This is a genomic window from Cytobacillus solani (assembly GCF_006704205.1).
GTDB classification, from domain to species: Bacteria; Bacillota; Bacilli; order Bacillales; family Cytobacillaceae; genus Cytobacillus; species Cytobacillus solani.
Window position 1 is genome coordinate 1,129,767 of the sequence record NZ_CP041305.1, and the last position, 13,093, is coordinate 1,142,859.

At 37.2% G+C, this 13,093-nt stretch carries 13 protein-coding genes; 7 read left to right on the top strand and 6 right to left on the bottom strand.

Annotated features, from left to right (window positions below):
* Nucleotides 1–56: 56 nt before the first annotated feature.
* Nucleotides 57–410 (top strand): MerR family transcriptional regulator, encoded by a 354-nt coding sequence (locus FI644_RS05735; RefSeq protein WP_053479151.1) that lies wholly within the window; start codon nucleotides 57–59, stop codon nucleotides 408–410.
* Between the two features lie 49 nt (nucleotides 411–459).
* Complete coding sequence (locus FI644_RS05740) at nucleotides 460–1,752, top strand: hemolysin family protein (RefSeq protein ID WP_053479152.1); 1,293 nt, start codon at nucleotides 460–462, stop codon at nucleotides 1,750–1,752.
* A gap of 58 nt (nucleotides 1,753–1,810) precedes the next feature.
* Here FI644_RS05740 and FI644_RS27230 read toward each other — a convergent pair whose 3' ends face one another.
* A complete protein-coding gene (locus tag FI644_RS27230; protein ID WP_142108140.1) occupies nucleotides 1,811–3,547 on the bottom strand; it encodes an ABC transporter ATP-binding protein in 1,737 nt (578 codons plus the stop codon).
* Between the two features lie 203 nt (nucleotides 3,548–3,750).
* Here FI644_RS27230 and FI644_RS05750 point away from each other — a divergent pair, with 203 nt between their 5' ends.
* The 3 genes from FI644_RS05750 (at nucleotide 3,751) to FI644_RS05760 (ending at nucleotide 8,602) form a co-directional block, all read left to right on the top strand.
* Entirely contained in the window at nucleotides 3,751–5,202 is a 1,452-nt protein-coding gene (locus tag FI644_RS05750) for an ABC transporter permease (protein ID WP_056682487.1), read from the top strand.
* Between the two features lie 13 nt (nucleotides 5,203–5,215).
* Nucleotides 5,216–6,730, top strand: a complete 1,515-nt coding sequence (locus FI644_RS05755; protein ID WP_142108141.1) for an ABC transporter permease — start codon at nucleotides 5,216–5,218, stop codon at nucleotides 6,728–6,730.
* A 102-nt stretch (nucleotides 6,731–6,832) separates the two neighbouring features.
* Nucleotides 6,833–8,602 (top strand): ABC transporter substrate-binding protein, encoded by a 1,770-nt coding sequence (locus tag FI644_RS05760; RefSeq protein WP_379998559.1) that lies wholly within the window; start codon nucleotides 6,833–6,835, stop codon nucleotides 8,600–8,602.
* 49 nt (nucleotides 8,603–8,651) lie between these two features.
* Here the strand turns inward: FI644_RS05760 and guaC are convergent, their stop codons facing one another.
* The gene (gene guaC / locus FI644_RS05765; RefSeq protein WP_053479157.1) at nucleotides 8,652–9,635 is read right to left on the bottom strand and encodes a GMP reductase; all 984 of its coding nucleotides are present in this window, start codon (nucleotides 9,633–9,635) and stop codon (nucleotides 8,652–8,654) included.
* A 273-nt stretch (nucleotides 9,636–9,908) separates the two neighbouring features.
* Here guaC and FI644_RS26750 point away from each other — a divergent pair, with 273 nt between their 5' ends.
* Together FI644_RS26750 and FI644_RS26755 are read left to right on the top strand one after the other, a co-directional pair.
* Nucleotides 9,909–10,196: an SRPBCC family protein gene (locus FI644_RS26750; protein ID WP_245637758.1), complete on the top strand. Its 288-nt coding sequence runs from the start codon at nucleotides 9,909–9,911 to the stop codon at nucleotides 10,194–10,196.
* Nucleotides 10,197–10,222: 26 nt separating this feature from the next.
* Nucleotides 10,223–10,390 (top strand): SRPBCC family protein, encoded by a 168-nt coding sequence (locus FI644_RS26755; protein WP_245637757.1) that lies wholly within the window; start codon nucleotides 10,223–10,225, stop codon nucleotides 10,388–10,390.
* A gap of 51 nt (nucleotides 10,391–10,441) precedes the next feature.
* On the opposite strand, the gene FI644_RS05775 is transcribed toward FI644_RS26755, so the two are convergent.
* From FI644_RS05775 to FI644_RS05790, 4 genes are all read right to left on the bottom strand, one after another.
* Entirely contained in the window at nucleotides 10,442–10,624 is a 183-nt protein-coding gene (locus tag FI644_RS05775) for a histidine kinase (protein WP_231690196.1), read from the bottom strand.
* A gap of 135 nt (nucleotides 10,625–10,759) precedes the next feature.
* Nucleotides 10,760–11,272 carry a CBO0543 family protein gene (locus FI644_RS05780; protein ID WP_053479159.1) on the bottom strand — a complete coding sequence of 171 codons (513 nt, stop codon included), beginning with the start codon at nucleotides 11,270–11,272 and terminating at the stop codon, nucleotides 10,760–10,762.
* Between the two features lie 143 nt (nucleotides 11,273–11,415).
* Nucleotides 11,416–11,811 (bottom strand): hypothetical protein, encoded by a 396-nt coding sequence (locus FI644_RS05785; protein ID WP_056682477.1) that lies wholly within the window; start codon nucleotides 11,809–11,811, stop codon nucleotides 11,416–11,418.
* Between the two features lie 185 nt (nucleotides 11,812–11,996).
* A complete protein-coding gene (locus FI644_RS05790) occupies nucleotides 11,997–12,941 on the bottom strand; it encodes an EamA family transporter (protein WP_142108142.1) in 945 nt (314 codons plus the stop codon).
* Nucleotides 12,942–13,093 lie beyond the last annotated feature (152 nt).

Consider the following 13,093-nt stretch of genomic DNA (forward strand, 5'->3'; position numbering starts at 1 on the left):
GGGTTTACATTGGGACTGCAAAATTAAAAATTGGTGAATTAGCTGAGATAACAGGTATGACAAAGAGAACAATAGACCATTATACAAATCTTGGCTTATTAAAAGCAGAACGTTCCAGCACAAATTATCGTTATTATGATCATTCGTCAATTGAACGCTTAAACTTTATTGAACGATGTAAAAAGGAAAGTATGCCATTAGTTGAGATAAAGAAAAAAATCTTAGAAAAAGACGCAGAGGAAATTGATATTCAAGAACTCAGACTAAAAATGAAAGGATTAGAAAAAGATGTATCTGAGGTTTTAGCATCCCTTGATAAAGGGGATATAAAGAAACTTGAATTTGTCAAAAAGAATATTTCACATGAAAGTCTATCATTAATTCAGACATTACTTTTACTGTTAAACTAACTTTTCAAAATACTAGGAGGTGTACGTCTTACGAGGGTAAGACTACATATTGACAACTATTAACCTACTATTAATTGTAATTTTAATTGCTTTAACTGCTTTTTTCGTAGCAACCGAATTTGCTATCGTAAAAGTACGTACTTCAAGATTAGATCAACTGATTTCGGAAGGAAAAAAAGGGGCAGCTGCAGCTAAAAAGGTTGTCACTCACCTGGATGAATATTTATCTGCCTGCCAGCTAGGTATCACAGTTACAGCACTTGGTATTGGCTGGTTAGGTGAACCTACAATCGAAAAGCTTTTGCATCCTATTTTCGAACAATTAAACTTAAATGAATCTGTTTCACATATCTTATCATTTGCCATTGCATTTTCTATCGTAACTTTTTTGCATGTAGTAGTGGGAGAGCTTGCTCCTAAAACAGTGGCCATTCAAAAAGCAGAAACCATTACGATTCTTTTCGCTACTCCGATCATTTGGTTTTACCGGATCATGTATCCATTTATCTGGTTCTTAAATGGCTCTGCCCGTGTACTAGTTGGAATCTTCGGATTAAAGCCTGCATCAGAACATGAAGTCGCACATTCAGAAGAAGAACTGCGTATCTTGTTATCTGAAAGCTATAAAAGCGGTGAGATTAATAAGAACGAGTTAAAGTATGTAAACAACATCTTTGAATTCGATGAAAGAATTGCAAAAGAAATTATGGTTCCACGAACCGAAATCATTAGTATATCTATTAATGATACGATAAAAGATGTCGTAAATATCATTACAACTGAGAATTATACAAGATACCCAGTAATTGATGGAGATAAAGACAATATTCTTGGCTTCATGAATGTGAAGGAATTATTATCATCTATCTTGATGAATAAAGATCCCCATTTGAGAATGGAAACATTTATTAATCCCATCATTCGTGTGATTGAAACAATTCCAATCCATGACTTATTATTAAAAATGCAAAAAGAACGAATCCATATTGCTATCCTTATGGATGAATATGGCGGAACATCTGGATTAGTTACCGTTGAAGATATTATCGAAGAAATCGTCGGAGAAATACGAGATGAATTCGATGAAGACGAAATTCCAAATATACGTAAATTAAAAGAAGATCATTACATTATTGATGCAAAGTTACTAATTGGTGATGCGAACCACCTGCTTGGTACAGCGATATCCAATGAAGAAATAGATACAATTGGCGGCTGGTTTCTTACTCAAGACATCGATGCCCAAATTGGAACAGAAATAGAATTAGAAGGATATGTGTTTAAAGTCAGTGAAATCGATGGACATCATATTCAATATTTAGAAGTTAAAAAAATAATATAATAAAAATCCGATTGAACGAGCAACAGTTGTTCAATCGGATTTTTTAGTTATTTACTTTTCACACCGGAATGGCCACCCAGTGTCCATTCGATATTTCTACTAGCTTAGAATTTTTTAATTGATATTTATCTTCCTCGGTTTGCTCTTCCATTAATACTCGTTTCTTCCGTTTTTCAACCTTAGGATCTGGGATTGGGATGGCTGAAAGCAGCGATTTCGTATATGCATGCTGCGGATTGGCATAAAGCTCTTCACTTGCAGCCAACTCCACAATTTTCCCTGCATACATCACCGCTACACGGTCACTAATATGCTTAACCATTGAAAGATCATGCGCAATAAATAGGTACGTCAGTCCCAGCCGATGCTGTAAATCTTCTAAAAGCTTAACTACCTGTGATTGAATAGAAACATCGAGTGCAGACAATGGCTCATCACATACAATAAATTTCGGTTCTACTGCAAGCGCACGGGCAATACCAATTCGCTGGCGCTGGCCACCGGAAAACTCATGCGGATAGCGTTCAGCATGAGCAGCCTCAAGTCCAACCATTTCAAGTAATTCTTCCACTCTCCTCTTCCGTTCTCCCCTGCTGCTGCTAAGCTTATGGACATCCAAAGCTTGGCCAACAATATCAAGTACTTTAAATCGCGGGTTGAGGGAAGCATATGGATCCTGAAAAATCATCTGCATATGACGGCGCATTAATTTCATCTCGCTTTTTGACAAACGGTTTACAGGCATCCCCTGATATAATACATCCCCGCCCGTAGGCTCATAAAGTCGCAAAATCGCACGCCCTGTCGTTGACTTACCAGAACCTGATTCACCTACAAGTCCAAGGGTTTCTCCTTCACGAATGTGGAAGCTGATATCATCAACTGCCTTTAACACATTTCCTTTGCCCATATCAAAATGCTGCCTCAATGATTTTACTTCAAGGAGCGGCTTGTTCAAATCTGTTCCTGGCAAAATAAGCGGAGCGGGCTTTTGCTTCTTCTTCTCATCAAGACGCGGCAAAGCATGCAAGAGCTTCTTTGTATATGGATGCTTTGGGTTTTCAAATATCTCTTCCGTAGTACCGGTTTCAACAATTTCTCCTCTCTTCATGACTGCTACCCGATCACACATGCCAGCTACGACACCGAGGTCATGCGTAATTAAGATGATAGAGGTGCCAAAGCGCTCCTGCATATCCTTCATCAAATTCAATATTTGTGCTTGAATGGTCACGTCAAGCGCTGTCGTCGGTTCATCCGCAATAAGGAGTGTAGGACGGCAGGCAAGTGCAATCGCAATCATCACCCGCTGCCTCATGCCACCGGAAAATTCATGCGGATATTGATTATAGCGCACCTCGCTATTACGTATTCCCACAAGCTTCAGAATGTCTATGGCTTGCTTTTTCGCTTCTTTCTTAGACAGCTTTTGATGCTTCATCAAGCTCTCAGCAATTTGCTTACCAATTCGGATTGTCGGATTAAGAGAGGTCATTGGATCCTGAAAAATCATTCCGATATCACGGCCGCGAATCCCCTCCATCTCTTTCTCCGTTTTATCTGCAAGATTGTCACCAAGAAAAGTAATTTCCCCTTCTTTTAAATAGGAAGGAGGAGATGGAAGAAGGCGCATAATTGAACGTGCGGTTACACTTTTCCCGCTGCCCGATTCCCCGACAATTCCTAAAGTCTCTCCCTTTTTCACTTCAAAGCTCACTCCTCGAACAGCCTCAAACTCATGATCTCGAGAAAGAAAGGATACACGTAAATCTTTCACCTGTAAAATAGTTTCCACAACTCACACCTGCCAATTATTTAAATTAATACAAATAAACGAATTTCATCATGCATATATTTTCTAAAAAACGCTTGGTTAAATATATTATGAAAAATTTTCAATTAAAACTACTTATTGACTTTTATATCATCCTAGAAATAAAATATACTATACAGGTCGGAATAATGCAATTTAAAATGAAAGGAGGAAATTAGTAGCTTATGGATGCAGTGAATACAAGCCATTCACAAAAGAGGTTCAATCTATCAGCAATCATTTGCCAGTCATATAGTAAAATACAGCAGCATCCATCCTATAAATATTTGATTTTACTATTGGGATTACCAGTTCTTCTGATTGTCTTGTTAGTCTATCTTTCTAAGAAAAAGAATGATTCTTACACTTCTTTACTTATGGAAATGAAGAAAGCCTTGCTAATATCTGGATATAAAGAAGAATTGATGCTGGAATATAAAGAGCAAATCCTGCGAAAGCAGGCTTTTTTTGGAGAGAAAGCAGGTGAAAAGGATTCAGACAAAATAGCAAAGCAATGGGCAGAAGAGCAGTTCCAGAAAACACTAGTTGAAAAGACGAATTCGCAGCTTGAACAGCTAGGCGAGAAAAGAATCACTTTTGAAGATACCTTTCAAACTCTCGTACGAAACCCGCTTTTCTTAGTTATTACTTTTATCCCGGGCTTGCCTATGTATCTATTTATTCTTTTGTATAGCAACGCTTACCTTAAATACATTTTCGATCGATTAATTATGAGTCTGTTTGTCATTATCGGGGTTGTATTTCTTGTATTTACCATCTTGCACTTATCACCATTTGATCCTGCAGCAAACATTCTTGGTGAAACAGCAACAAAAGAACAAATAGCTGCCTTTAATCATTTGTATGGTCTTGATCAGTCTTATTTTTCTCAATTATGGAATGCCTTGAAAGGAATTGCGACATTTGATCTTGGAACATCCTTTACAGGAAACGAAGATGTTGCTTCAAGTATTGCAAGGAAATTCCCGATCACACTAACCCTAGCCCTGATCTCACTCGCTATGGCTATCCTTATTGCCATTCCAGTTGGAATTATTTCTGCAACAAAGCCAAATTCGTTTTTAGATTACACATTTATGTTTATTGCGCTTATTGGATTATCGATACCAAACTTTTGGCAAGGACTTATTTTCATATTAAACTTCTCCATTAAACTAAAATGGCTTCCGGCAACATTTAGTCCTGAAAATTGGTTATCTATTATTATGCCAGCTGTTGTATTAGGAACGGGATTAACAGCATCGATCGCTCGAATGATGCGCTCATCTACACTTGAAGTAATTAACGAGGATTACATTATTACGGCTAAATCGAAAGGACTAGCTCAGCGACAAGTACTTTGGAAGCATGCAGTTGGAAATGCGATGATTCCAGTTATCACCGTCATTGGTCTCCTGTTTGGAGGGATGCTCGGTGGTGCAGCTGTGACCGAGAAGGTCTTTAATATTAGTGGGATTGGAAGCTACATCGTAGATAAGCAATTTGTACCCGATATTCCTAGTATTTTGGGCGGAGTTGTGTATATTGCCATTACGATTTCTTTAGTCAACTTATTCGTTGATATCTTGTATGCGTTCTTCGATCCTCGCATCCGTTCGAAAATGAAACAATATTAAAGCAGGTGGAATGATGTCCAAGATAAAGGAATTACCTAATTATCAAAAAAAACATGCACGAAAGTTGTCATCAGAATATATGCAAGCAAGCTTTACTTCCATTGTTTCGCTTGTACTCACAGTGATTCTATTACTATCAAGCTATGATTTTTCAATACAAACGGTGAAACCTTTTGTGTTCGGCGCTTTCGCAGCATATGCACTATTTACCTGCATACAGATCGTCATCACCTTTTTGATAAAAAAAGATCTTCAACAATTTGGCTATCTGCAATCTAGAACAAGAAAATGGGGGTATATCCAGCTGCTAAGTATAGCAACCGGGAACCTCTTCATTGTAACTGCTGCCTCTCAATTGGTTAAGGAGAAAAAGACAACCGAATACACGATTGCCGTATATATGCTGATCACGCAATTCTTTATTATTGGCGTATCCGCCCTTAATCTGTTTAAGCCCTATGTAGCGGATACGTTTCTTTTAGGCATGTTTGGTCTTATTGGAATGGCCATTTTTCAACTGATCACTCTTATTCTAGTGACCAAATATATTACGGAAGGGAATCTTATTCCCAGAAGGATGGTATATATCACTATCCCGCTTATGCTGACTGCTATAACAGGAAATCTCTTTGCACTTTTGCTTGGCTGGAACCTGATTAGCAAAATCAAGAATAGCAACAAAGAAAGCACAGGGCAATGGATTATTATTTGGGAGAAAATCTCAAGGAATACAACATCCATGTTAAGTCTCTTTTTTATTGTTTTTGTATTTTCTATCTCTATATGCAGCTATTTAACTTTTGACTATTCAATGGCGGTGGAGAATAGTTACAGCGCAACACTTCAATCTCCAAGCCTTGCCTACCCGCTCGGAACCGATAATTTCGGAAGAGATTTATTTTCAAGAATCGTCTTCGGGGCTCGAATCTCCCTCATTGTAGGGGTAATTTCTACAGCAATTCCTTTCGTAATCGGCGGAATCCTTGGAGCCATTTCCGGTTACTATGGCCAACGCACAGATAATATCATTATGCGATTGCTTGATGTTTTGTACGCTATTCCAGGAATTTTATTGGCAATCGTTATTATCGCTGCTTTTGGATCAAATACAGTAACGTTGATTCTTGCACTCAGTGTTGGTTCCATTCCAACTTATGCGAGAACCATGCGTGCAAATGTCTTAATGGTATCAAATTATGAATATGTTGATTCTGCTCGTGCACTTGGTACGAGTACGGGATCCATCATTTTCAAGCATGTTGTGCCAAATTCAATGGCACCAATGATTGTAAAATCCACTTTGACGATTGGAAGTGCAGTCATCGCCACGAGCAGCTTAAGCTACCTCGGTCTTGGAATTGAGCCTCATATTCCGGAGTGGGGAAACATTTTAAAACTTGGAAGCACATATCTTGAGTCTCATTCCTATCTAGCAATCTATCCGGGTCTTGCCATTATTGCACTCGTTCTCTCCTTTAATTTTCTAGGAGATGGATTACGAGATGCACTTGATCCAAAAATAGACTAAGTAAGAGCAAAGCTATATTAGCTTCTAAATATTAATAGAACCATATAGGAGGAACCTATTGTGAAAAAAACATTTATCCCCCTTCTTCTTGCTTTCGTTCTAATGTTAGCGGGCTGTGTAAACACAAAGTCAGATGTTGAAGAAGGAAAAAAGTCTAAAAATGACGGTGTCACTAATGATGATAAAGTTAAGATTGAAATCCTTGGGATGAGCAGCGGAGAAGATGACATTAACATTGTCCGTGACCAGCTTGTGAAAAATGGCTTTGATGTAAAACTGAACCTTCAGCCGGATTACGGCAGCTTTAAAGCTCAGCAGGATGCAGGAAATTATGATGTTGCATTATCTAGCTGGACAACGGTAACTGGAAACCCTGATTATGCAGTCCGCTCTCTTTTCAAATCTGGCGGTGATTACAGTATCATGGCTGATGAAGAAGTCGATAAACTCATTGATTTAGCAAGCACACAAACACCTGAGGAATATGTAGATACTTACAAGCAATTAGAACAGCGTCTTGTTTTTGATAAAGCTTATATTGCTCCTCTATATATCTCATATAAGGCACAAGGAATAAATAAAGATGTTTTAAATATAGATACAGTCAGACTTTCAAAGTCACGCGCACTTGCTTGGGAAACAATCGATTTTAATGATACAGCGAAGCGCGAAACAGATCCGCTTATTTTACAGCAATCGATTTCCACCCTAACATCACTTGATCCGATTAAAGGAAACGATGGTTCAATCAATACAATTAATACAAACATGTATGTACGTCTAATTAACTTAACAGATGACGATAAAATTACTTCCGAAGGATCATTATCACATAACCATAGCATTGCAGAAGGAAACTCAGAGTACTACTTCTTGTTAAGAGATGATATTCATTTTGCAAAAATCACAGATAAAAAAGCTGTTGATACAGGAGAACGTGTCGGTGCAGATGATGTCATCTTCTCATTAAATCGTGCAAAAGATAAAAACTCTGTTCCAGATCACCGCACATACAGTCTGCACGAGCATATTAAAGATGCAGAAGTCGTTACAGATCTTAATGCACTTGATGTGAAGCAATCTGGCAGCGACAAAACTGTAAGAGAAACACTTGAAGATGGACTTGGTGTAAAAATTTCCGAGCTTGTAGCTGATAAAACACAAGCAAATAATAAAGAAGGAAAATACCAAGTTGTTAAAATGACAACAACAGAGCCTTTCCCTCAAGTATTAAACTATTTAGCACACCAATCTGCTGGAATTGTATCTAAGAAACAGGTTGAAAGCATCAATACGTATGATGTCGATTCATTTGATGTAAACAAAGACATTCCATATGGTGACCAAAATACGGTTACTGAAGGGGATAAATACAACAATTCACTATATGCAAGCGGTCCATACATCTTATCTTATAAAAACGATTATGAAGCTGTATTTTACAAGAATCCTGCATATATGATAGGAACAGAAAACGAGCCTAAAATTTCAAACATTACCGTTCGTTTCATCCAAGATACAGATAGTGCTCTGTCCGCACTTCGCAACGGAGAAATTTATATGTACTATGGGGTTCCTGAAACAAAATACGACGTTGTCGAGAATGACAGCAAGCTGCACCTGCAACGAATTGAAAGCAACGGGGTCAGCTACTTACTTTTCAACACAGCAAATCGTGAAGTCGCAATAAGTGATGATTTAAGAAAAGCAGTTCTATATTCCATCAACCAAGATGAAATTTTAAGCTATTACCAAAACAATAAAATTAAAGCTGTTTCTACTGTAAGCCCAATCGTAAATACAGGAAATGAGCTTAAGGCTGATCCTGCGAAAGCACAGGAGTTTTTAAATAAATATAAGGCCAGCAAATAATATGATTAAAGGGTAGCCGCTTCGGCTACCCTTTCTTGTTACAAGACAATTAATAAACCTTATCTCCATTAAAGATAGAATTCTTCACAACCACATAATCCACATTGCGAATCGCTTCCAGCTTGTTACCTCCAGCATAAGAGATTGAAGATTGAAGATCCTGCTCCATTTCAATTAATGTATCTTCCAACAAACCTTTATGCTCAACAAACATTTTTTTGCCTTCTACATTCTTCTTTTCACCTTTTTGGAATTCAGAAGCTGAACCAAAATATTCTTTAAAAAGCTTCCCATCTTTTTCAATGGTTTCACCTGGAGATTCTTCATGCCCAGCAAATAATGATCCGATCATAACCATCGTTGCACCAAATCTTACAGACTTCGCGATATCTCCATGTGTACGAATGCCGCCGTCTGCAATAATTGGTTTACTTGCTGCTTTTGCACACCAGCGAAGCGCCGCTAATTGCCATCCGCCAGTCCCGAATCCAGTTTTAATTTTTGTGATGCACACCTTCCCTGGTCCAATGCCAACCTTTGTTGCATCTGCACCAGCATGCTCTAATTCTCTTACTGCTTCAGGTGTTCCCACATTTCCAGCAATAACAAAGCTTTCTGGCAAATGCTTCTTAATATGTTTAATCATCTCAATCACTGCATTTGAATGACCATGAGCGATATCGATTGTAATATAATCTGGTATTAGCTGTTCCTCAGCTAATTGTTGGATAAAGCGATATTCTTCCTCTTTTACACCAACACTTATAGATGCAATAAGTCCACGTGATTTCATATCTTGAATAAATAATATTCTTTTTTCCGGTTCAAAACGATGCATGACATAAAAATAACCATTTTCAGCCAAATATACTGAAATTTTTTCGTCAATAATTGTTTGCATATTAGCTGGAACGACTGGCAGCTTAAATGTATGCTTGCCTAACTTAACAGTTGTATCACATTCAGAACGGCTATTCACAATACATTTCGCCGGAATTAATTGAATATCTTCGTAATCAAACACATTTTCCATCTATTACACCCCTAAACACGAATATTATATTTCATTCGAATAAAAACGTTCGTACAATAGGTAATTTACATGATTATTATTCGTATGTCAAAGCTTTTTTATGTTTGCTAAGAGGATAATGTTTCCTAGCGATTGAAAAATGGTAAAAATCATTATCCTTCTCTTAATCAATGAGTCTGTATAGCTAAAGATATGGGTTAATTCAGAATATTCTTTTTAGTCATTCTAACAAATGGTAACTAAATGAGCATATTTTTATAGGGGGAGTTAAAAATGAAGGCTATTTCCAGTGAAGTTGGCATCACAAATACTATTATTATTCATGTACCATTAAGTTTAGTTTGGCATGCTTGGACCATTTCCGAACGTGTTTCCCAATGGTTTGCACCGGAGACAGTAATTGAAGCTAAGGAAGGCGGCGCATTTGAGCTATACTTTGTTCCAGGGAATCGAACAGGAATGAATACTAGAGGGTGTAAAATTATTAAGATGGTTGATCAAGAAGAGCTACAGTTCAGCTGGAAAGGACCAGACCAATTCGAAGAAATAATGAAGAATTAAAGTCTGTAAAAGTAAATCTTGTAGCGATGGATGAGGGGGCAACAAAAGTCATTATCGAACATACTGGATTTAAGAATGAAGATCGTTGGTCAGAAGCAATCAAGTGGCATCAAATGGCATGGTCAGGGGTTTTAAACAGTTTAAAATCAGCACTCGAAAAGGGCGAAGGAGAATTATGCTGCCAGCCTAACTAGAATAAATGATTTATATTAGAATCCCAGCATAGCTGGGATTTCGTTGCATAATCACTTCTTCTCTTTATCTACATTAAATAAGAAATAGGAGATTCCTCCAGATAATATGGCAGCACCTGCAGAGATAATTATTCTAATTTGCAGATCAATCTCGGAATAATCCTTTGCAAGCATCCACATAGCTAATACAGCTACAAGAACCATAATAGGGATAACAAATGTGAACTTATTCAAAATATATCTTCCCTTCACTATTCATTCTACAATAAGCATACTCCACTGTTAAATTATAATAAAATTATCCGTTTACCACTTATTTTACTATAATTTAAAAATGCGATCTTCTTTACTTACTGAAGAATCGCATTTTCATCTATTTACATACTTTTCATTAATCTCTTTGTTATCCGCAGGGACTTTGAAGAACCAATTGTGAAAGACACGTGAAATATAATAAGTAACCCATATCGATGAAAAACTCCAGTACCAACCCCATTTATTGTATGTAATCAATTTTGTATACTTCTCAATAAAAAATTCAAGGACTGTAAGTAAGGATGTATTTGCAAAATAGTAGAGAAATTTAATCCCTCTATTCCTATTCTCAGGATAGTATAAATTAAACAACGCACATAAAGATGGATAAACAAAATACTCAAAAGTAAAGCTCGATTTAGTCGCATTTTTAAAGAAAAGTCGGAATGGATATTTTATTTTACCTGTTTCGACGACCATGAGCCCAAAGAACCAAGTCATAAATTGTTTAAATAAAAATAATGGAACTGCCTCACGAAGCCTTTTTCTTGGCAAAAATAGAAGCAATAATATTGATGTGATTACCCACGTTGAAATTTCAATTCTCTTTTCGATTTTGTACCCCATAACAGTCCCTCCCCGCTATGGTTAATTTCCCCAATAAAGCTCCGAATCATGTATAAAAAAATGAACTTACAAAAAATTGGTCAGCCAAATAGGTAGACTCTTTGAGACTGCCACTGGATGTAAGTTCATTTCGTGAATCTCTATTACTCCACCCGCTTTACGTAGATTGCCAGTGAAGAGCTAGCTTTGATACAGCCAACTAAATCTGACTCTTTTAGTAATCCTAAATTTAATGCGGCCTTTATTTTCTCCTCATCCGGTTTCTTTTGGATTAAATCAAGGAAATTTAATTTTTCTAGGCGATTAACAGTGTCCTCTTGTTCATATTTTTCTGTCACTCTTACTTGCCTTTGTAATTTATAATCACCAATGGCTATGTCTCCTCTTGTGTCCTTTCCTACAGCCATGTCAAAATATTGATTAAATGCCTTCTTTAGCTCATTCAATTCTGTTTCAATCTCTTTTTTCTTAAGATTTAACTCATGATAATTAGCCAGCATTTCTTTCGTAATTAAAGAACCCACATTATTTTTCAGCATGATCCCCTCATTCCATTAATGATAGTTCATCATATTGTGTAATAAGAAAAAATATTCCCTTAAATTGGTCCCAGGTCCCTCTATGAAACAAAGTAGCAGGTAACGTTCGTTATACAGAAACACTTAACCATAAAAAAACTACCTCTTCTCGATAAGGTAGTTTCTCTTCGTAACAATTTAAGAGCTCATGCACTTAATGTATTCGCTTTTGATCCTTCTTTATTTTTCACAAAGGATAATATGATAATTGTACTTATAATACATAATGTCCCTAGCCACTCTTCGTGCCCAAAAGATACATGAAGCCAAACAACTGATAAAAATGCAGCTGATAACGGCTCAACACTGGCTAAGATACTTGTTTCTGAAGCGCTAATATATTTTAGGCTTTCTAAATAGCAATAAAAAGCAATAAGTGTTCCAAAAATGATGATAAATAGTACGGCTAAAAAGGCGTTTAACGACCATTGCCCAACAAATTTCCAAGGTGGATGAATAAGGCTAAATGATAATCCCCCTATCAACATCCCCCAGCCAATGACAAGGGCTGATCCCCATTTTGCAAGAAGCCTTAGAGGCTGCAATGTGTAGTAAGCTAAGGCCACTGCAGAAGCCAGTCCCCAAAATAAGGCAATACCTGAAATAGATAAACTGCTCATGCTTCCCTTTGTCACTAAAAGGAAGGTTCCCAAAAGTGCTAAAACAACTGCAATCAATTCTTTTATAGTCGGAAGCCTCTTTGCTCTTAGAGCTATGAAGCATGAAATCATCGCTGGAGCTAAATACTGTAAGACAGTAGCTGTAGCTGCATTAGAATGTTCAATGGCTGCAAAAAAGGTATACTGAACGGCGAGCATTCCAAAAATACTAAATAGTACTAGGCTTGACACATCCTTTTTATCTTTCCAGATGTCCCATATTCTCTGATTGCCCTTTAAACTTGCCAAGCATAAGAGAATGGTCCCAGAAACGAGCAACCGAACAACAACCAGCCATTCTGGGCTAAATCTACTGTATTGAAATAAATATTGGGCAACTGTACCAGATACCCCCCATAAAACGGCCCCTATCAAAACCATCATGATTCCCTTTGTTCTCGCAGAAGAGACCATCAATTTTTGTCCATACATAAGCTTCCCTCTAAAAAATGACTTTTAACTTTTCAGTTTGATTAATATGTAGTATATCACATCTTTTCATTTCATCTACCACAATTTTCAAGTAGCTAGATTGCACCCACAATGAAAAAAGCACCATATTTGTTTGCTCTAAACAGGCTCTT

What these genes read in the sequence shown, in the direction of transcription:
- FI644_RS05780 (WP_053479159.1), bottom strand. Translation starts at nt 11,272, where the DNA reads ATGGGGTACAAAATCGAAAAGAGAATTGAAATTTCAACGTGGGTAATC.
- FI644_RS05750 (WP_056682487.1), top strand. Translation starts at nt 3,751, where the DNA reads ATGGATGCAGTGAATACAAGCCATTCACAAAAGAGGTTCAATCTATCA.
- FI644_RS05785 (WP_056682477.1), bottom strand. Translation starts at nt 11,811, where the DNA reads ATGCTGAAAAATAATGTGGGTTCTTTAATTACGAAAGAAATGCTGGCT.
- FI644_RS26750 (WP_245637758.1), top strand. Translation starts at nt 9,909, where the DNA reads ATGAAGGCTATTTCCAGTGAAGTTGGCATCACAAATACTATTATTATT.
- FI644_RS05735 (WP_053479151.1), top strand. Translation starts at nt 57, where the DNA reads ATGACAAAGAGAACAATAGACCATTATACAAATCTTGGCTTATTAAAA.
- FI644_RS05790 (WP_142108142.1), bottom strand. Translation starts at nt 12,941, where the DNA reads ATGTATGGACAAAAATTGATGGTCTCTTCTGCGAGAACAAAGGGAATC.
- FI644_RS26755 (WP_245637757.1), top strand. Translation starts at nt 10,223, where the DNA reads ATGGATGAGGGGGCAACAAAAGTCATTATCGAACATACTGGATTTAAG.
- FI644_RS05760 (WP_379998559.1), top strand. Translation starts at nt 6,833, where the DNA reads ATGTTAGCGGGCTGTGTAAACACAAAGTCAGATGTTGAAGAAGGAAAA.
- guaC (WP_053479157.1), bottom strand. Translation starts at nt 9,635, where the DNA reads ATGGAAAATGTGTTTGATTACGAAGATATTCAATTAATTCCGGCGAAA.
- FI644_RS05755 (WP_142108141.1), top strand. Translation starts at nt 5,216, where the DNA reads ATGTCCAAGATAAAGGAATTACCTAATTATCAAAAAAAACATGCACGA.